We start from the raw sequence: 20,531 nt of genomic DNA, 5'->3' as shown, positions 1-20,531 counted from the left end.
GTTTTCTGAAGTCTATATTGATATTTCAGAACAAATTATCAATTACAATAACCTTTATAATGACGAACAAAATTCATATTAGTCGTCGTTCCATACAGTTATTACGAATTCTGGTTAGTGGGATTTTTCTGATCGCAGGTGGAAATCATTTGCTGAATACCACGAAAACAGTCAGCCGGCTTGAAAAGGCCAGTTTTAAAGGAATCGCCTATTTTTTCGGGGATCCAGAATGGCTGGTCATACTTTCCGGAATCGTAATGCTGGCAGCGGGTTTTTTATTCCTAATAGGATATAAAACCAGATGGACGGCAAGTATTCTAATACTCGTATTAATACCAATAACCCTATCTGTCCAAGTAGGGCAAATAAATACACTTGGACCACTTTTTAAAAACATTGCAATTCTAGGTGGTCTGCTGTTTTTTATAATTAATGACACCGATAAACTCTTTAAAATTAAATAATATGAAAACTATTCTTTATAGCAGTGTTCTACTGTTACTAATGCTTTTCACAGGAATTAAAGCCTGTGCACAGCAGGAAAATGACTCCAAACATAATTACGTGGTGCTCACTAAAAAAGTTCCGCAATTACAACCAATTTTATTAACTGCAGAAAAACTCAGGGAGGAAGATGGTTCCCAGTTTGGAAATTTTGAAATCATTATCTGCGGAAAAAACATCGGTGATATCACCGATCCTTCAAAAATGGAAAAATTCATCACTAAAGCTGAAAACTTAGGCGTGCAAATCGTCGCCTGCGGATTCTCACTGAATAAATTTAAAGTAGAAGAAGACGAAGTTCCCAAAAAAATGAAAATAGTTGAGAACGGTATTCTTTATAATTTTCAGCTTCAGAAAAAAGGATATAAAAGTTTAAGCCTGTAGATATATGCATAGATCTAGAACCCAAACACTAAGCTCGCTGAGTTTGTTTGCGCTACTTATTTTAACCCTAAGTTGCAAAACAGATAGAAAAGTTGAGAACAAAACTTCAGGCTCGCAGGATACCCTAAGTATAATTATTCTGCAAACCGCCGATATACATGGTCAACTGGATACGCATCCGGAACTTTTCTGGGAAGACGACGAGATCATCTTTAAGGATAGAGGTGGCCTGGCCAATATAAAAACGCTATTTGAGAAGGAACGTGCAAAGAACCCGAATACCATAATTGTTGATGGTGGTGACCTTATACAGGGAAGCGGCTATGCTGCTCTTTCAAAAGGCAGTATTTTTCCAGAAATCATAAAAAATATGCAATATGATGTCATAATTCCCGGTAACTGGGAGGTAGTCTACGGTAAAGAGATTATGCTCGACGTGATGAATTCTTATGACACTCAGGTTGTTGCACATAATATGTTTCATGAAGAAACTGAGAAACCACTGTTCCCAATATATTGGATCAAGGAAATTGAGGGTATTAAAATTGGTTTCGTTGGTCTAAACGACCCAGATGTTCCGGTAAGACAGAATCCCATCTTTAGTAAGGGCATAGATTTTAGTGGAGTAAATAAAGAATTTCAAAATACTCTGGATAAGCTGAAAACTCAAAAAGGAGTGGATGTTCTTTTCCTGGTGACTCATCTTGGTGTATTTAAACAAGTAGACCTGGCTAATAATCCAGTTGCCAAAAATGTGGATTATATCCTGGGGAATGACACCCATGAAAGAATCAGAGAACCTATCCAGGGAAAATTTGCCAAAGTAACTGAACCCGGTGCTTTTGGTTCCTTCGTTGGTAAACTCGAACTGGATTTTGTAAACGGCAAGCTAGTTAAAGACACTTACGAGCTTATTGATGTTGATCCGGAAAAATTCCCGGCAGATGAGGACTTACAAAAGATGATAGATAGCGCCAAGGCTCCTTATAAAGATAACCTGGAAACAATAATAGGCTATACCAAAACTCCGTTGTACAGGTATCTTACGGTAGAAAATCCCATGGACAATATGATCACTGACGCTGCACGATGGAAAACCGGAGTAGACATTGCAATTTCGAATGGATTCCGTTTTGGTAATCCAATTGTTCCAGAAAATGGAAAGCCGGCCCCCATAACACGGGCAAACTTGTGGAACCTGTTACCCGTGAATGAAAAGTTGAAAATCGGAAAAGCATCCGGAAAGCAGATAAAAGACTGGCTGGAAAAGGAAATGCATAATGCTTTTTCTCAACAACCGCTGGACCGTTTTGGCGGATGGTTAGTACGTTTTTCAGGGATGAAAGTGGAATTTGATAGTAAGAAACCCGAAGGCGAACGCATTGAGAAGATAACAGTGAATGGAGAACCTATACAGGATGATAAACTCTATAGTATTTCGGCCTGTGTGCGACCTGGCGATCCATTAGACAATCTATGCCGAATGACTGATGTAAAAGATGTCGAGCTAATGGATTACACCATCCACGACGTGGTGGAAGAATATTTAAGGGAACATTCCCCGGTCTCGCCAAGTCTGGAGCAAAGGGCTTATTGCCAATCTCTGGGAGAATATTCTTTCTCTACAGTTCCAGGTACTAAATATCAGTTTCAATAAGTCACATTTAGAAACCTGAAATAGTTAAAAACTAAAAGCCTGTTGAAAAATCAACAGGCTTTTTCAATTAATCTTTCCGAATCTTTTTATCCCAGTATATATAGCCTGCAAATAGGACGAGACTCACTATAGATCCCCACAACAAGCCCATTTTCAAACCCTGAGTACTTTTCCCCAGGATGGCTATAAATATGGTTAGGGGAGCAATTCCGGAAATTGTAGCCGTAATGAACTTTCTATAACTCATCTTTAGAATTCCGCCAACAAAACTTATCGCATCATTAGAAAGAAACGGATTTAATCTGGTAATAAAAATTGCCCAGAAACCATAATCTTCCAGAAAATCGGCTACTTTTTTTTCAGTTTTATGGCCAATGATCTTATCCACTATTCCAGGGCCAAAATAACGACCAATCCAATAGCCAACGCTGGAAGCGGTAAATACCGCGACAAATACGATGAGGCTTCCCCAAACCGGTCCATATGCTAAAATACTAACCACCATTAAGGCGATAGTAGGCACTACAATCAGGAACATTTGCGCTACCATGGCGAAAATAAGTACCAAAGGAGCGATCCAGCCAAAATCCTTAAACCATTGCTGAATCTTATTGGTATCGCCGCTTGTTAAAACGCTCCAGGCTTCATCCATAAATCCCTGGGCGGGCGGAATAAAAAAATATGCTGCTACAAGGCAACCTACTATCCCTATAGATAAGTACAATGGTAGTTTACTCTTATTTATATTTTGATCTTCTATTGCAAGACTTTGCATCACTTAACCGGTTTTAATTCTACCTGCAGAATATTCGCATCGCTATCTCCAGCCTCATTAGAAATATAAAGCCTGCCCTCAGTATCAAAACCTATCCCTTCAGGCTGCTCAAATTCATCTTCATCAAAAGTGATTAGTCGCAAAACCTGAAAAGTGGAATTCAATATCAATAATCTGGGATGTTTTGCATCAAGTACATAGAACTCCCCGGTTTTTGGGTTAATTTCAATTTCTGAAGGTCTGAAGGAACCTTTATAATCCTTGAAAATACCTTTTTCGGTTTCCAGTTTAAATGGGATATCCTTTTCAAATTGTTTTGATTTCAGATTAAAACTATACACATTCTTCACCCCATTTTTAACATCTTCATCCTTGGTAAGGAGTAAAAGTTTTTCAGCTTTCTTACTTAGGCAAAGCCCTTCGAAATTTACAGAATGTTCAAGGTCGGGCTCATAAGTAGTTACCTGGGGGGAGCTAAGAAAATCTTTAACCTCGAAAATAACCCCATCACTTCTTAAAATAAAAGCATCCTCCTCTTTGATCGAAATTGCTTCATAATCGCCGTTCCCGCCAAAATCTATTTCGCGTTCAATTTCACCTTTAGCCAGGTCGTATATAAAGATTATTCCATCTTCATCCTGCACTGCTGCCAGCTTATCATTTGCAAAGAAATTTATCCCCGAAACTTCTTCCAGGATTTCCGGGAGTACCCATCTTTTTTCTACAGAGTACTCCCTACTTTCCTTCACTTGTTCGTGAATCTCCTTTTCAAATTTATTGCTGAAGGAAAAAGCGACAATTCCTGCAAGGCCAAGAATAATAACCACGATTCCCAGAATTCTCATGCTCATTTTCATGATTTTTAATCTTAATCCCAAACTGGAATATCTGATGTCCTTTCACCACTGGCGGTAAATACCAGGTTCTTATCTTTCAGCATTTCATCAATTTCTACCTGGTAATATTTTTCACCATTGATATTCATCAGTTCAAAATCGTCATATTTTTTATCTGAAAATTCAGCTTCAAGAATTGAAACGACTGCTTCCGGAAGTTCTGCCTGGGTAATATCTTTCTTAGATTTCAATAGTTTTCCAGCGCTATCCAGAAGTGCTTTATGCTCTACCTCTGCGATCTCAAACTCCACTTCAAAATCCTTTCCCTTCTTTTCCCATTCCAGGTTTTCTGGATTATCAAATTCAGCTTCAAAGGCATTTAATACTACCGATGGGATTTCAGCCTTCGTTACATCTTTCTGTGCACAGCCAGTAATAAAAAATAGGGCCATTGCACTCATAAAAACTAGTCTTCTCATAATTTCAATTTTTAATTTGAGTCAAATATGAGACTGAAAACTGGAAAGAATCTGGAATATGCTAGTTGTGAAGAGGGAAATTTAAACTAAATACGTGCCTGTTATCGAAATTGTAAGAAATATGAATGTTATAGACGTCTGCAATAGCCTTGGAAATGGCCAGTCCCAGGCCCGAAGACTGCGAATTATCCTGAACGCTTTGAAATCTTGAAAACAGGTCTTTTGCTTTGATGGCAATTTCTCCAGGATTAGTGATCTCCCATTTATTATTACTGATGCTAATTTCTATCGAGCCTGAATCAGAATTATGAATAATAGCGTTCTTAATAAGGTTCGTAAGTAGGATTTGTGCCAGATCTGGATTGATCGAAAATTGTAATTGTTCTATTTCATTCAATTCTATTTTGATTTTTTTATGCCGCAGGAAATCATCAAAACTCTCTAGGATTCGATGCGTTAAGTGATTTATATCTACTATTTCAACCTCGGGGAACTGCTTATTTTCAATTTTAGAAAGAAGGGATAAGGACTGATTGAACCTGGAAAGTCGCTCCAGGTTCTCGATAACTGAAACGATCCTGGTGGCTTGCTGTTCCTGCAAATCATCCTCTTCCAGCAGTAGCTCCAGCTTATTGATACTAATAGCAAGGGGTGTTTGCAACTCGTGTGATGCATTTTCAATAAACTGCTTCTGGCTGCGATAGCTGCGTACAGACTTGTTTATGAGGTTTTCTATATTCTCATTCAACATATTGAATTCTTCGATCCTGGATTCCTGTAATTGAATTTCTGAATCCCTTTCAATTTTGAAATTTCCTAGATCATCGATTAGATTATAAAAAGGATTCCAAACCTTTTTAAGGATCAGATTATTAAGAATAATGATACTCAGGATCAACCCAACATATAACCAGATAATTGAGAAAAGAAGATCCTCAATAAGGTCATCTTCCTCTACCATCGAGGTAATCACCTTCACTTTATAGTACTTCTCATCTTTCTTAAATACACTTTCCAGCAAACGAACGGGCTCGTAATCTTTTTCATTTTTCATGTACATGAGAGTATCACGATAAGTATCCTTGAAGCCTTTTGCCGAATACTCACTAATACTATTCAAGGTATAATATCCATCCCTGAAGTCTGATTTCAAACGAACGGAATCCAGGTCTCTTAAATTATCTATTACCAGCATCTTCTGGTTTTCCAGACCATCATCCATGCTATCATAGATCTCGTCCAGCATCTGGAAATAAAATATCACGGCCCAGCCCGTTAGCACAAAAAATAGCAGCCAGGCGAAATATCTGGAAGTGTAATTAAGTAATTTCAAGATAGAGTCAATTTATAACCAATTCCGTAAACTGCTTTAATTTCGATATCTGCTTTGACTTCTTTGAGTTTTTTACGAAGATTTTTTATTTGAGAATAGATAAATTCAAAATTATCAGCCTGGTCTATATGGTCTCCCCATACATGTTCTGCCAGTGCCGATTTACTAACCAGGCGATCCTGGTTAGTAGCGAGATAGGTAAGTATATCGAACTCTTTACGATTAAGTTCCATTTCACCATGTTGGGTTGCAGAAGTATGCTTTTCAGAATCTATACAAAGGTTGCCAATTTTGAGTAGATCACTGCCTTCAAAATTTTTTCTCCTTAGCAAGGCCTTTACCCTGGCATTCAATTCAGCCATATGAAAAGGTTTGGCAATATAATCATCAGCACCGGTATTTAAGCCGCGGATGCGGTCGTCTAAAGAATTCCTTGCCGAAACAATAATAACTCCTTCGGTCTTGTCATTTTTCTTCAGAAAATCAAGAATATCCATTCCGCTGCCATCAGGAAGATTAATATCCAGCAGAATACAATCATAATCATAAACCCCTACCTTTGAAATTGCAGAATCTAGATCGCTCGCCGATTCTACGATATATCCCTGCTTTACCAGGGTATCCTGCATATTCTGAAGCATGTCTTTCTCGTCTTCTATGATTAGAATTTTCATAAGCCTAAATATAGCTCGTTAAAATAGAAAGCAAAACTGGAAAGAATTGGGAATGAACAAAAAAGCCAGTTGAAAAAACCATAGGTTTCGTTGGGATGGCAGAACGAATTCCTGAAAAATTTTATTCTTTTATTAAAAATGAATCGTTTAAGACCTACTTTGTTCATTAGGAATCAAATCATTTGGATCGATTTCCCTTAAACCCATTATTATCTTATTAAACTCTGCAATAGTTTCATCTATTTTAGATTTAATTTTTGTTTCAGAAATGCTTTTATCATCGAAATAACTTTGACATTCCTTAAGCAATTGAATGAGACGATCTGATTGAATGAAATAAGTGGACATCGTACTTTTATGAATTAACTCTGAAATCTGCTTACTGTCTGTAAGTTCTGCAGCTTGTAGAAACTCATCAAGATAATCTGCAAAAGCCTTTGAAGTATTACCAATAAACTTTTTTAAAAATACAGGTTTACTATTTGCCATCTTAACCAGGCGTGTGAGGTTAAAGGATTTTTGAGAAAATTCCAGATCATTTTTGAAATTATCGGCGTCATTAATGGACTCATATTTTTTAATATTCTTTTTTCTTTCGCCTTGCGTTATAATATAATTTGAAATGACCATATGTAAATCTCCCGGCCCAAAAGGCTTACTAATAAAATCATCAATTCCAGCACGATCCAGTTCAGATTGAATATTCTCTCTACTAGTAGCCGATAATGCTAAAATTACAGGCTGTTTATCCAGATTTAGATTCCTAATGGTAGAAGCAGCTTCAAAACCATCAATAACAGGCATATGAATATCCATTAGAACTATATCATAATTATTTGCTTTTACGGCTTCAATAGCCTGTTGTCCATTATTAGCGGTATCAAATTTAATTTTCCAATCATTCAAATATTCCGAGATAACAAAAATATTTATAGCATTATCTTCTACTATTAAAATTTTGGATCGAGCAAGTTTTTGCTTTTTCCTTTTATTTGTATCGATCTCTTTTTTTACTTGTTTTGATCCTGTATATCGCTCATAATTGATAGTAAAAAAGAATTTCGACCCATGGCCTAATTTACTCTTTACTTTAATTTCACTCCCATGTAATTGTAAGATTTTCTGAGAAATACTAAGACCAAGGCCCGTTCCTTTAGGTTCACCATTTACCTGATTATCTGCCTGTGCAAATTCTTCAAAGATACTCGCAACCTTATTTTTTGGAATACCTATACCCGTATCCTGTATGGTAAACTTAAGTTCAACCTGATTCTCATGAAAGGTTTCAAGGTCAAGAAATACTTTTACAAAACCATCGCAGGTAAATTTTATAGCATTTCCCACGAGGTTTGTTAAAACCTGATTAAGTTTAATTGGATCTCCTACAATATAATTAGGGATGTTACTATCAACCTGGGTTAAAAGTTGAATACCTTTTTCTTTGCATCTTATTTCAAAAGTATGGGTTATGCTTTTCACTAACGTACGAATAGCGAAGGGTTTCTTTTCAATCAGTACAGATTGTGCTTCCAGTTTGCTTAGATCAAGTAAATTATTTACGAGTCCTAAAAGATTCTGAGAAGATAACTTCAGGATATCCACATATTCTTTCTGTTTTGAATTAAGAGGGGTCTTGGCTAAAAGGTTTCCAATTCCAAGTACTCCATTTAAGGGAGTTCGAATTTCATGGCTAATGGTTGCAAGGAATTGAGCCTTCTCTTTGGCATTCTTTTCCGCCCTGATTTTCGCATTGAATAATTCCTGTTCGTATTTAGTTCGATCTGAAATATCAAAAACTGAAGCTCTGTATCTATTTTCTTCAGTATTAGAACCCTTTATTTCTTTTACATTTATAAGAGCTGCAAAAGAAGTTTAATCTTTTTTTTGAATTTCGAAATTGATTTCATTGGCAAACCCCTGCATCCTGATTAAAGGAAAAAAATGAGTTTCAAAATATAATCTCCCCCCCATTTTAAAAAAATCGAATATTTTCTTTTTTCCTAAAATCTCCTCTCTTTCATATCCCAGCCATTCTATCAGGGTTTGATTAATATTATATACGATCCCATCGTTTGAAAAAGAAACATAACCACAAGGAGCATCATGATATAACTCTTCTGCAGATTCAAATAATACTGTTTTATGCTTTTTATTATTATTCATTTATTCCTGTCCTTGCAGATATTGTTTAATAGCTCTAACAGTTTGCTTAGGAGCACTTAAGTTTGGACAATGACCTGTAGCATCAATAACTTCTAAGGTACTGGTCGGGATTTGATTATAAACATATTGCGCCACCTCTAATGGTGCAATAACATCCTCCTTGGATTGAATTATCAGAGTAGGTATGTGAAGCTTTGGCAAATCTTCCCGATTGTCTGATAGAAAAGTAACTTGTGCAAAGTGCTTAGCAATTTCAGGGTTAGATTGACAAAAACTATTCTTTAATTCTTCTCCTAATTCTGGTCTTTCGGGATTTCCCATTATAGCAGGGGCCATAGTCGCCGCCCAGCCTAAATAATTTTTATCTAATGTATTTAATAAATCATCAATGTCTTCCTGATTAAACCCGCCTCGATATCCATTTTTATTGACATAACATGGTGATGGACCAATCATGATTATGTTGCTAAATAGTTCCGGTTCCTTATTGGCGGCCAATAATGCAATCATGGCGCTAACTGAATGCCCTACGATTATCAACTCTTTTAAATCCAAAACCTTACATACTTCAAGTATATCATCGGCATAGCCCTGCAGGTTGCCATATTTCTGTTTACTATAGTAGGATTCATCTGAATTTCCTGCTCCCACATGATCCATAAGAATAACTTTGTAGTCCTCCAGAAAATCAGGAATTACAAATCTCCACATATTTTGATCGCAACCATAACCGTGGACGAATAATATAGCTTGTTCTCCATTTCCCTGAACGGTAATATTATTTCTACTTAAAACCTTGGTTTTATCAATTGAAGTCATAGTAGCTAAAAAATTATTTTCGGTAATAAAGATAAGGATTTAACCTGTCTTAAATTTAATACCATAAATAGTACAACGGGCTTGAAAAATTTATAAGAACGGCGGCTGGCTTAAAACCTAATTGTATACCTGTTGCTAAAATAAACAAATCATTTACTTTTTTCAGAGCCTTTAAATTCCCTCATTTTAGCCAAACATATTTACAGATTTAGAATTGGTAAAAGTGTCTTCTAGCTTAAGCCTTTGGTGCTATTATACTTTTTATTTTCATATCCTAAGCGCAAGTAATCATAAACTAGAACTATTAACAACTATTAACGCATGTGTTAATCTCTTGTTATACCTGTGAACCTTTGATTTTTTCTTAACCTTATTATCTATTATAACTCTTATTTTAGATAGCCTAAGCTGTTAATTTGATAACCTATGGCTTTAAGATTTGAACCAATATTAGCAGAAGGTATTGCTCAGGTTTCATATTTTTTATGTGATGAGAGTGCAGGTTGCGCAGCAGTAATTGATCCTGTTCCCGATGCCGATATCTACCTACAGAAAGCCCGGCAATACCGTGTTACTATTACACATGTTTTTGAAACCCACATCCATGCAGATTTTATGAGTGGGGCTTGTGAGCTGGTAGCCCGATGTAATGGAAGTGCTAAAATTTATGTTAGCGTTGAAGGTGACGCCACATATCATTTTGCTCATGAACCGGTTCGGGCAGGAGATAAGTTTGAATTCGGTCAGGTTAAAATGATGGCTAAGCATACACCTGGTCATACACCCGAACATTTATCCTATTTATTATTTGAATCGCACAAAGAAGATCCCTGGGGCATTGTAACCGGTGATTCACTGTTCGTTGATTCTTTGGGACGACCAGATTTATTGGGTGATGAGAAAACAGATGAATTAACCCAGGCTCTATATAACACCATGCGAGAAGTCTTTTGCAAGCTGGGGGATGAAGTGATTGTGTATCCATGCCATGCAGCAGGTTCGGCTTGTGGTCCTGATATAGGTGACCGTATGCATACTACCATTGGATACGAGAAAAAACATAATCCATTCATGCAGATCGAGAGTTTTGATGAATTTAAAAAAACCATTCAGGATAGTGCGCCTCCTGTACCTACTCATTATCCAAAGATGAAAAAACTTAACGCCAAGGGGCCAGAAACTTTTGGTCATACACCACCAGTTAGGTCTCTAAGCGTAAATGAGTTTGAAAAAGAAATGAAGAACCCAGATACGATCATTATAGATACCCGGGATATGTTGGCATTTGGAGGCGGTCATATAGAAGGCGCTCTCAACATAGGACAACGTCCCATTCTGTCGGTTTGGGCCGGTTGGTTAATAGATACAAAGGCACCTATACTATTAGTACTTCCTGACGATAAGGACCTTGAGAGGGTTGTAACTCTGCTTTGGCTCACCGGACACACCAATTTTAAAGGCTATCTGACAGGGAATATGCGCAGTTGGCAAGAATCGGGTAAACCAATAATAAAACTACCACAACTGAGTGTACTTGAACTTAGTCAAAATAAAGAGCAATATCAACCTCTGGATGTGCGTAAACAGAAAGAATGGAAAAATGGCAATATTCCAAATGCTACACATATATTTCTTGGTGAACTATCTGATAAAATAAGCACCTTGAATAAAAACCAAAAATTTGCCGTGTATTGCGCCAGCGGATATAGAGCCAGTATTGCGGCCAGTTTTTTACAAAAGAATGGTTTTCAGAATGTGAACAGCATTCCTGGTAGTTTTAAAGCTTGGAAAGCTGCGGATTTACCAATTGAAAATAAAAGTTAAATCGAATAAAGAAAGATACTATGGAAAAGGAAATTAAGAAAGTGAATGATGAAATTTCGGTAGCTGCATTTGATCCAGATGAAAACGGCTTTAAAAACTTTGCTGAAAAGGGTTTTAAATCGGTTATCAATTTGCAGACTGAGAAAGAAGAACAAAACGTTTCTACCGAAAAGGAAGAAAAACTAGGTAAGGAAAATAATCTCACATATAGACATATTGGTATATCTAAAGATAATTTATCAGAAGCTATGGTAGATAATTTCCGACAGGAACTTGAAACGCTCCCAAAACCTATCGTAATTCATTGCAAATCTGGAAAACGTTCCGGTGCATTGGTGATGATGCATATTGGTTGCCAGAAAAACATGTCTGGCGAAGAAGTGATTGAAAAAGCTAAAGAAATGGGTTTTGAATGTGATGTGCCTGAACTGGAACAGTTCCTCAAGAAATATGTGAATGAGCATTCTGATTCTAAAAATTAAATTGAAAAGATTTTTAAATGCTTGAGGTTTAAGGAAAGTCAAATAAACAAAGGGATCATTCAATTTCTAATTATATACAGTAAACAAACTCACGATCCAATCACAGACTTGCTAAATACTCACATATCATTTATCTAGAATTATATTAATTTAATCTACAAAAAAAGGCAATTACATGAACTTCATGTAATTGCCTTTTTTTATTTCTTATTAAAATTTTAAAAAGTCGGGGTGGCAGGATTCGAACCTGCGGCCTCCTGCTCCCAAAGCAGGCGCGATAACCGGGCTACGCTACACCCCGTAATGGCTTTTCAACCACAATTGGGCGGCAAATATAAGAATATTTAATCTCCCACAATGAAAACTTTTAATTTTTTATATCTTAGTTCACTTAATACGTTTTAGACCCTTAATATTATTGCTATGAAAAGAATTTTATTAATATCAGGACTTGCTTTAAGTCTTATTGCTTGTGGAGAAAATGGAAAAGATTCCGGAACTGCGCAAGTCGAAGGAAATATTGAAGAGACTGGTGAGGAACAAACTCAGGAGCCTACTGAAGTTCCAGACCCTATAGACGCTGAAAATTCAGATAAATACTCCTATGAAATGGTCGTTGAAGGGCTGAAAATTCCATGGGGTTTTACCTTTCTTCCTGATGGAGGTATGCTAATTACTGAAAAAAATGGTGACATCATCCATTTTAAAGATGGCCAAAAAACCAATATTCAAGGAGGACCTGAGGTTTATGATCGCGGTCAGGGTGGATTACTGGATGTAGTTCTACATCCCGATTATGAATCTAATGGCTGGATCTACTTTACTTACGCATCAAAAGAAGGTGAAGGTGACGGAGGTAATACTGCTTTAATGAGAGCAAAACTTCAGGGAAATCAGCTTACCAGTAAAGAGGTACTTTATAAAGCTACACCAAATACTACAAAAGGACAGCATTTTGGATCCAGAATAGCTTTCGATAAAGAAGGTTACTTATATTTCAGTGCCGGGGAACGCGGAGAGAGAGATGTTAACCCTCAGGATATTACTCGTGATAACGGTAAGGTTTACAGGCTTAATGATGATGGAAGTATACCTTCTGACAATCCTTTCGTTGGCCAGCAAGAGGCGGTTGAAGCGATCTATTCATACGGTCACAGAAATCCGCAGGGAATGATCCTTAATCCTGAAACCGGAGAGATCTGGGTTCATGAACATGGCCCAAAAGGAGGAGATGAAATTAACGTGGTAAAAAAAGGAGCAAATTTCGGTTGGCCTGTTGTTACTTACGGAGAAAATTATAGTGGTACATCTATCACCGATGAAACCTCCCGATCAAATATGGAAGATCCTATCTTTTACTGGTTACCTTCTATAGCGCCCAGTGGTTTTGCTTATGTGACTTCTAACAAGTTCCCGGAATTAAAAGGTAATCTACTCGTAGGTTCGCTTAAATTTCAATATCTAGAACTTTTAGAGCTGAATGGCAAAAAAATTAATAAAAGGGTTAAATTACTTGAAGATTCAGGAAGGATGAGAGATGTAAAACAGGGACCTGATGGTAATATTTATATGGCCATAGAAGGAAAAGGAATTGCTAAACTAACTAACAACCAGGAATAATGAGAAAACTACTTTTTATTTTCAGTTTGATCGCTTTCGTCGCATGTAAATCTGATAAAAAAGAAAAAGATACTGAAGAAGAATCTTATGTGATCCCGTCTTCAGAAAAATCAAGTACTAAAACACCACTTACAGCAAGTGTGGAAAGAGGAAAAACGATCTACAATGATCTTTGCGTCACCTGTCACTTACCAAACGGAAAGGGAATTGCTGGCACCTATCCTCCTCTTGATGGTTCTAACTGGCTTACCGAAAAACGAGAGGAAAGCATTAGAGGAGTAAAATATGGAATGCAGGGACCAATCGAAGTGAATGGAGAAAAATATGATAATATCATGACGCCTATGGGCTTAAGTGATAAAGAAGTGGCAGACGCCATGAATTATGTGATGAATTCCTGGAGCAACAATATAAAGGATATGGTTACAGAAGAGGAAGTTGCAGCCATTCAAAAAGAAACCGAGTAAATATTTTAAAACTTCATTTTAGAACCGGATTGTTATACAGTCCGGTTTTTTTGTGTTGATGGATTTCGTTCTTAGACAAATTGATTAAAAAATCATCAGAAGCTTTTTAAAAACTAATATTACCTTTGCGCAAATTTCAACTCTATGCTTATAATTGGTATTGCCGGTGGTACGGGAAGCGGGAAAACTACGGTAGTAAATCAGATCATTGATGAATTAAAGAACGAGGAAGTAGATGTGATCTCTCAGGATTCTTATTATCAGGATACCTCTCACCTATCTTTTGAAGATCGTAAAAAGATAAATTTCGACCATCCCAAGTCTATTGATTTTGAACTTTTAGCTGAACATTTAAAAGAACTAAAATCAGGAAAATCCATTCAGCAACCGGTATATTCTTTTAAAGAACACAACAGGACCGGAGAAACCATCGAGATCCATCCAAGAAAAGTGGTGATCGTTGAAGGGATTCTTATACTTACCCATCCTGAAATTCGTGAGTTATTTGACATTAAGATCTATGTACATGCAGATAGTGACGAAAGACTTATTCGAAGATTAAAACGAGATATTGCAGAACGTGGCAGAGATCTGGAAGAGGTGTTATGGCGTTATCAAACAACACTGAAGCCTATGCATCAGCAATTTATTGAGCCTACCAAAGAATTTGCAGATATCATCATTCCAACAAACCGCTACAATACGGTTGCTGTTGATATCGTTCAGACTATTATAAAAGATCGCTTAACCTAATTTTGTATCTTTAAAGCGTATGAAATTTAAAGACCTGCGTAAAAAGCCCTGGTTCAGGATAGTCAGTAACAAGTATGTACTGATTATTCTTGTATTTGCCGGCTGGATGTTCTTCCTGGATACCAATTCATGGTTTATTCATCATGAACTTGACCAGGAAATAAATGAATTGCAGGACAATAAGAATTATTATCAAACGGAAATTGCGAAAGATAAAGCAGTCATTGAAAAACTTCAGGATTCGGTAGAACTTGAAAAGTTCGCCAGGCAGAAATATTATATGAAAAGGCCCAATGAAGATATTTACATTATCGAGTACGATACGGTAAACTAAAGGCTTCGCAAACTTCCCGTTCAAAAACCAACTACTAATGAAACAATTGTTATTTCAGGACTTTGAAGAAGTTTCTGCAAAACAATGGAAACAGAAGATCCAGGCAGATCTTAAGGGTGCAGATTATAACGAGAAGCTTATCACCAAAACCCTTCACGGCATTGATATCAAACCTTTTTATTCTTCTGAAGATATAGAAGAAACCTTAAAGGTTAGCAATCCCGCACACTGGAATATATGTGAGAAAATATATGTTACTTCTGCAGAAGCTGCCAACACAAAAGCCCTGCAAAAACTACAGAAGGGAACGGAAGCGATCTGGTTTATTTTACCAAACAAAGAAATCGATTGCGAAACCCTATTTAAAAACTTTCCGGAAAAACTTTCTGTCTATTTACATCTTGAATTCCTGGATTCAGATTTTGTTCAGCTAATTGATAAAGCACTTTCAAGTAAAGATCTGAACGTTTTTCTTCAGACCGATATTATTGGAAAACTAGCCCGTACGGGAAACTGGTTTGATAATATGAATTCAGACCATGAAGAATTGGAAAAGATCACGCAAAATTCCAGGAATTTTGAATCTGTAATAAGCACCAATCTTGGCCTTTATCAAAATGCAGGAGCAAATATTCCTCAACAACTGGCGTATGCTTGCGCACAGGCCACAGAATATCTAAATTACCTTTCAGGATTAGATATTTCAGAAGATAAAAAGGCAAATTTCAAACTTCAGTTTAAGGTCTCGGTGGGATCAGATTATTTTTTCGAGATCTCTAAGATAAGAGCGCTGAGATGGTTATTTGGAAGCATTGCAAAGGAATTCGGGTTTAATACAGATTGTCACATTATAGCAGAGCCTACCAAAAGAACCAAGACATTATATGATTATAATGTGAATTTACTGCGCACAACTACTGAAGGTATGAGTGCGATCCTTGGCGGCGCTGATGCTATTTGCAATATGCCTTACGATGCTATTTATCATAAGGACAATGAGTTTGGCGACCGTATTGCGAGAAACCAATTACTTATCATGAGGAACGAAAGCTATCTTGATAAGGTGGGGAATGTAGCAGAAGGCACCTATTATATTGAATCTCTCACCAGACAGTTAGCTGAAAAAGCCCTTGACATATTTAAGGATATAGAAAAAGGAGGAGGTTTCCTGAAAGAATTAAAGTCGGGAATCATTCAGAAAAAAATAAAAGAGAGTGCGGCAGAGGAACAGGAGAAATTCAATAATGGAGAACTTGTCCTCATAGGAACCAATAAGTTCGAGAATCCTGAAGACAGAATGCAGGAGGATATTGAACTTTATCCTTTCCTGAAGAAAAATCCGCGTAAAACCTTACTTGAACCAATACTTGAAAGAAGGCTGAGTGAAGCGAGTGAAGAGAAAAGATTAGAAGAAGAGAAACAAAGCCAGCCAACCCAATTAAATTAAGATTTATGCAACGCAAAGATCTTCAAAATATAAGCCTTGCCGATAAGGACTTCTCACAGAGAAAACCGGCATCGGAAAAGGAAACATTTAAGACACCTGAAGAAATAGAGATCAAGACTTCTTATTCTAAAGAAGATATTTCTGAATCTGAACATTTGAATTTTGCTGCTGGAATTCCGCCTTACTTACGCGGACCTTACAGCACGATGTATGTTAGCCGTCCATGGACCATTCGTCAATATGCAGGGTTTTCTACAGCTGAAGAAAGTAATGCTTTCTACAGAAGGAATTTAGCTGCCGGCCAGAAAGGACTTTCTGTAGCATTTGACCTGCCAACACATAGAGGTTATGATTCAGATCACGATCGCGTGGTTGGAGATGTAGGTAAAGCAGGAGTCGCTATAGATTCAGTTGAGGATATGAAGATCCTTTTCGATCAGATTCCACTGGATAAAATGTCGGTATCTATGACCATGAACGGAGCGGTGCTTCCAATTATGGCTTTTTATATAGTAGCTGCAGAAGAGCAAGGTGTAAAACCTGAATTATTATCGGGAACTATTCAGAATGATATTCTGAAGGAATTCATGGTAAGAAATACTTATATCTACCCTCCTACTCCTTCAATGAAGATCATTTCAGACATATTTGAGTATACTTCTCAAAATATGCCGAAATTCAACAGTATCAGTATTTCCGGATATCATATGCAGGAAGCCGGTGCTACCTGTGATATTGAACTTGCTTATACGCTAGCAGACGGCCTGGAATACATCCGGAAAGGTCTGGACGCAGGAATGGATATAGACAGTTTTGCCCCTCGATTATCTTTTTTCTGGGCCATTGGAATGAACCATTTTATGGAGATCGCTAAAATGAGAGCGGGCAGAATGCTTTGGGCGAAACTGGTAAAACAATTCAATCCTAAAAACCCGAAATCCCTCTCTCTTAGAACACATTCACAAACCAGTGGCTGGAGTTTAACCGAACAGGATCCATTTAATAATGTTGCCAGAACCTGCATTGAGGCAGCTGCAGCAGCATTTGGAGGAACCCAGAGTTTACATACCAATGCACTTGATGAAGCCATCGCTTTACCAACAGATTTTTCAGCAAGGATTGCCAGGAACACACAATTATACCTTCAGCAGGAAACAAATATCACCAAAACAGTAGATCCATGGGCAGGTAGTTTCTACGTAGAAAAACTAACTGAACAGATCGCGGACCAAGCCTGGAAACTAATTGAAGAAGTTGAAGAACTAGGTGGAATGACTAAGGCTATTGAAGCAGGAATTCCGAAGATGCGAATTGAAGAAGCAGCGGCTAAAAAACAGGCCAGAATTGACAGTGAGACCGATGTTATTGTTGGCGTTAATAAATACCGTCTTGAAAAAGAAGACGAACTGGTCACTCTTGAGGTTGATAATCAAACCGTAAGAAAACAACAGGTTGCCAGACTTGAAAAAATTAGAGCTGAAAGAAACGAAGAAAAGGTTCAGGAAACTCTCGAAAACCTTAGAAGAGCTGCTAAAGAACAAAATGGTAATTTACTGGCTTTAGCCGTTGAAGCTGCACGAGAAAGAGCAAGTTTAGGCGAGATAAGTGATGCCCTGGAGGATGTCTACGGAAGATATAAGGCGAAAATCCAATCATTTAGCGGAGTATATTCAAAAGAAATGAAAGATAACAGTTCATTTAATAAAGCCAGAGAACTGGCAGACAAGTTTGCCGGAATGGAAGGTCGCAGGCCAAGGATCATGGTGGCAAAAATGGGTCAGGATGGTCACGATCGCGGAGCTAAAGTAGTAGCCACCGGTTATGCCGATCTTGGATTTGATGTGGATATAGGCCCACTATTCCAGACTCCGGCAGAAGCTGCCCAACAGGCAGTAGAAAATGATGTACATATCCTGGGAGTTTCTTCTTTAGCGGCAGGACACAAAACACTGGTTCCGCAGGTGATAGAAGAACTTAAAAAACTAGGAAGAGAAGACATTATGGTAATCGTAGGAGGTGTGATTCCTTCACAGGATTACCAATTCTTATTTGATGCCGGTGCCGTCGCAGTATTTGGTCCAGGAACCAAGATCAGTGAAGCAGCGATACAGTTACTGGAAATATTAATCGATGAATAAAAGATTTAAAACCAACCAAAAATATGGACTTTAAGAAAAAAATGCTGAGAGATGATGCTCTCGAGGGGAAAAACATAATTGTTACCGGAGGAGGTAGCGGACTAGGGAAATCAATGACCAGATATTTCCTTGAACTGGGAGCTAATGTAGCCATCACCTCCAGAAACCTGGAAAAGCTGGAAAAAACTGCTAAGGAGCTGGACGAAGAAACCGGAGGGAAGTGTTTTGCTGTTCAATGTGATGTAAGACATTACGACCAGGTTGAAGCTATGCGTGATGCGGTGGTTGAAGAATTTGGATCTGTAGATATACTCTTGAACAATGCTGCTGGAAACTTTATTTCTCCTACTGAAAGATTAAGTGCAAATGCGTTTGATACCATTATCGACATCGTTCTTAAAGGAAGTAAGAACTGCACGCTGGCATTAGGAAAACATTGGATAGACAAGAAAGAAGAGAACAAAACCATTCTAAATATTGTAACTACCTACGCCTGGACAGGTTCAGCATACGTAGTACCTAGTGCAACTGCAAAAGCAGGTGTCTTAGCAATGACCAGATCACTGGCTGTAGAATGGGCAAAATACGGAATTAGATCTAATGCGATCGCTCCGGGACCGTTCCCAACTAAAGGAGCATGGGATAGGTTATTACCAGGTGATTTGAAAGAGAAATTCGACCTGGCTAAGAAAGTTCCACTTAAGCGTGTAGGCGATCACCAGGAACTGGCAAATCTTGCAGCTTATCTTGTTTCAGACTTTTCAGCATATGTAAATGGTGAAGTGATCACTATCGATGGCGGAGAATGGTTAAAAGGTGCAGGACAGTTCAATTTACTAGAAGCAGTACCAGAAGAAATGTGGGATATGCTTGAGGAAATGATCAAGTCAAAAAAGAGCTAATATCGCCTCTTACTTTTTCAGTTTTCAACAAAAAATCTGAAGAAAATATTAAAAACCGGAGAAAGTCTTGATTTTACTAGGAACTTCTTCGGTTTTTTCTTTTGAAGCTGTTAACAATTTCATTTTCTAAACCTATAATAAATTGTATTTTTACCTTTCAAAAATCATACATTTTTAATGGGTAAAATCATTGCTATTGCCAACCAAAAGGGAGGCGTGGGTAAAACCACAACATCTGTGAACCTTGCAGCCTCGCTGGGCGTTCTGGAAAAGAAGATATTATTGATCGATGCAGACCCTCAGGCAAATGCCACATCTGGCCTGGGAATAGATGTTGAAACGGTAGAAAATGGAACCTATCAATTACTGGAACATTCTATAAAAGCTGAAGAAGCTATTATGGAAACCAGCTCCCCTAATTTAGATATTATCCCTGCGCATATAGACCTGGTGGCTATTGAAATTGAACTTGTAGATCAGGAAAACAGGGAGTCTATGCTTAAAAAGGCAGTAGAACCTCTAAGAGATAAATATGATTTTATTCTAATAGATTGTGCCCCTTCCCTTGGATTATTAACCCTGAATGCCCTTACGGCTTCAGATTCTGTTATAATCCCTATACAATGTGAATATTTCGCACTGGAAGGATTAGGTAAACTATTAAATACTATTAAAAGTGTACAGAAGATACATAACAACAAATTAGATATAGAAGGTCTTTTACTAACCATGTATGATTCAAGATTAAGACTTTCTAATCAGGTGGTGGAAGAAGTTAAAAAGCATTTTGATGAAATGGTTTTTGAAACAATCATTCAGCGAAATGTACGTTTAAGTGAAGCGCCTAGTTACGGTGAAAGCATCATCAATTATGATGCTTCTAGCAAAGGAGCCAGCAATTATTTGAGTCTGGCACATGAAATTATAAAGAAAAACTAAT

Annotated in this window: 20 protein-coding genes, 1 tRNA gene and 1 pseudogene; 13 read left to right on the top strand and 9 right to left on the bottom strand. The window is 37.5% G+C overall.

Annotated elements, in window-relative coordinates; translation table 11 throughout:
- Positions 1-59: 59 nt before the first annotated feature.
- The 3 genes from G530_RS0112565 to G530_RS0112555 are packed head-to-tail and all read left to right on the top strand — an operon-like array spanning position 60 to position 2,545.
- Positions 60-464, top strand: a complete 405-nt coding sequence (locus G530_RS0112565; protein ID WP_026934875.1) for a DoxX family protein — start codon at positions 60-62, stop codon at positions 462-464.
- A 1-nt stretch (position 465) separates the two neighbouring features.
- Positions 466-888, top strand: a complete 423-nt coding sequence (locus G530_RS0112560; protein ID WP_026934874.1) for a DsrE family protein — start codon at positions 466-468, stop codon at positions 886-888.
- A 4-nt stretch (positions 889-892) separates the two neighbouring features.
- Complete coding sequence (locus G530_RS0112555; RefSeq protein WP_026934873.1) at positions 893-2,545, top strand: bifunctional metallophosphatase/5'-nucleotidase; 1,653 nt, start codon at positions 893-895, stop codon at positions 2,543-2,545.
- A gap of 67 nt (positions 2,546-2,612) precedes the next feature.
- Here G530_RS0112555 and G530_RS0112550 read toward each other — a convergent pair whose 3' ends face one another.
- From G530_RS0112550 to G530_RS0112515, 8 genes are all read right to left on the bottom strand, one after another.
- Positions 2,613-3,320, bottom strand: coding sequence for a TVP38/TMEM64 family protein (locus G530_RS0112550; protein ID WP_026934872.1), 708 nt, complete (start codon positions 3,318-3,320; stop codon positions 2,613-2,615).
- The gene (locus G530_RS0112545; RefSeq protein WP_169514042.1) at positions 3,320-4,171 is read right to left on the bottom strand and encodes an SdiA-regulated domain-containing protein; all 852 of its coding nucleotides are present in this window, start codon (positions 4,169-4,171) and stop codon (positions 3,320-3,322) included. Before G530_RS0112545 ends, G530_RS0112550 begins: the two co-directional genes overlap by 1 nt.
- A gap of 17 nt (positions 4,172-4,188) precedes the next feature.
- Positions 4,189-4,635, bottom strand: coding sequence for a PepSY-like domain-containing protein (locus G530_RS16895; RefSeq protein WP_051199783.1), 447 nt, complete (start codon positions 4,633-4,635; stop codon positions 4,189-4,191).
- A gap of 61 nt (positions 4,636-4,696) precedes the next feature.
- Positions 4,697-5,968 carry a sensor histidine kinase gene (locus tag G530_RS0112535; protein WP_026934870.1) on the bottom strand — a complete coding sequence of 424 codons (1,272 nt, stop codon included), beginning with the start codon at positions 5,966-5,968 and terminating at the stop codon, positions 4,697-4,699.
- Positions 5,965-6,642: a response regulator transcription factor gene (locus tag G530_RS0112530; RefSeq protein ID WP_026934869.1), complete on the bottom strand. Its 678-nt coding sequence runs from the start codon at positions 6,640-6,642 to the stop codon at positions 5,965-5,967. Before G530_RS0112530 ends, G530_RS0112535 begins: the two co-directional genes overlap by 4 nt.
- A 147-nt stretch (positions 6,643-6,789) precedes the next feature.
- Positions 6,790-8,385 (bottom strand): response regulator, encoded by a 1,596-nt coding sequence (locus tag G530_RS16890; RefSeq protein WP_276202554.1) that lies wholly within the window; start codon positions 8,383-8,385, stop codon positions 6,790-6,792.
- A 129-nt stretch (positions 8,386-8,514) separates the two neighbouring features.
- Positions 8,515-8,805 carry a PAS domain-containing protein gene (locus tag G530_RS16885; RefSeq protein ID WP_026934868.1) on the bottom strand — a complete coding sequence of 97 codons (291 nt, stop codon included), beginning with the start codon at positions 8,803-8,805 and terminating at the stop codon, positions 8,515-8,517.
- A complete protein-coding gene (locus tag G530_RS0112515; RefSeq protein WP_026934867.1) occupies positions 8,806-9,624 on the bottom strand; it encodes an alpha/beta fold hydrolase in 819 nt (272 codons plus the stop codon). It lies immediately after the preceding gene.
- Between the two features lie 426 nt (positions 9,625-10,050).
- On the opposite strand from G530_RS0112515, the gene G530_RS0112510 reads away from it, so the two are divergent.
- A complete protein-coding gene (locus G530_RS0112510) occupies positions 10,051-11,448 on the top strand; it encodes an MBL fold metallo-hydrolase (RefSeq protein WP_026934866.1) in 1,398 nt (465 codons plus the stop codon).
- Positions 11,449-11,468: 20 nt separating this feature from the next.
- Positions 11,469-11,930: a protein tyrosine phosphatase family protein gene (locus tag G530_RS0112505; protein ID WP_026934865.1), complete on the top strand. Its 462-nt coding sequence runs from the start codon at positions 11,469-11,471 to the stop codon at positions 11,928-11,930.
- Positions 11,931-12,156: 226 nt separating this feature from the next.
- Here G530_RS0112505 and G530_RS0112500 read toward each other — a convergent pair.
- Positions 12,157-12,231, bottom strand: a tRNA-Pro gene (locus G530_RS0112500).
- Positions 12,232-12,353: 122 nt separating this feature from the next.
- Between G530_RS0112500 and G530_RS0112495 the strand changes: the two genes are divergently transcribed.
- From G530_RS0112495 to G530_RS0112460, 8 genes and pseudogenes are all read left to right on the top strand, one after another.
- On the top strand, positions 12,354-13,550 hold the full coding sequence (locus tag G530_RS0112495) for a PQQ-dependent sugar dehydrogenase (protein WP_026934864.1): 1,197 nt from the start codon (positions 12,354-12,356) through the stop codon (positions 13,548-13,550).
- The gene (locus tag G530_RS0112490; protein WP_026934863.1) at positions 13,550-14,017 is read left to right on the top strand and encodes a c-type cytochrome; all 468 of its coding nucleotides are present in this window, start codon (positions 13,550-13,552) and stop codon (positions 14,015-14,017) included. Before G530_RS0112495 ends, G530_RS0112490 begins: the two co-directional genes overlap by 1 nt.
- A gap of 138 nt (positions 14,018-14,155) precedes the next feature.
- Positions 14,156-14,770, top strand: a pseudogene (udk, locus tag G530_RS0112485) (uridine kinase); the annotation flags it as partial.
- A 19-nt stretch (positions 14,771-14,789) separates the two neighbouring features.
- Complete coding sequence (locus G530_RS0112480; protein WP_026934861.1) at positions 14,790-15,104, top strand: FtsB family cell division protein; 315 nt, start codon at positions 14,790-14,792, stop codon at positions 15,102-15,104.
- A gap of 37 nt (positions 15,105-15,141) precedes the next feature.
- The gene (locus tag G530_RS0112475) at positions 15,142-16,551 is read left to right on the top strand and encodes a methylmalonyl-CoA mutase subunit beta (protein ID WP_026934860.1); all 1,410 of its coding nucleotides are present in this window, start codon (positions 15,142-15,144) and stop codon (positions 16,549-16,551) included.
- Positions 16,552-16,556: 5 nt separating this feature from the next.
- Positions 16,557-18,689, top strand: coding sequence for a methylmalonyl-CoA mutase (scpA, locus tag G530_RS0112470; protein WP_026934859.1), 2,133 nt, complete (start codon positions 16,557-16,559; stop codon positions 18,687-18,689).
- A gap of 23 nt (positions 18,690-18,712) precedes the next feature.
- Positions 18,713-19,591 (top strand): SDR family oxidoreductase, encoded by an 879-nt coding sequence (locus tag G530_RS0112465; protein WP_026934858.1) that lies wholly within the window; start codon positions 18,713-18,715, stop codon positions 19,589-19,591.
- 177 nt (positions 19,592-19,768) lie between these two features.
- Positions 19,769-20,530, top strand: a complete 762-nt coding sequence (locus tag G530_RS0112460) for a ParA family protein (RefSeq protein ID WP_026934857.1) — start codon at positions 19,769-19,771, stop codon at positions 20,528-20,530.
- Position 20,531 lies beyond the last annotated feature (1 nt).

Source organism: Christiangramia echinicola DSM 19838 (genome assembly GCF_000423065.1).
Lineage (GTDB): Bacteria > Bacteroidota > Bacteroidia > Flavobacteriales > Flavobacteriaceae > Christiangramia > Christiangramia echinicola.
The sequence above is the reverse complement of the archived record's forward strand: the minus strand, read 5'-3'. Positions and strand labels throughout refer to the sequence as shown.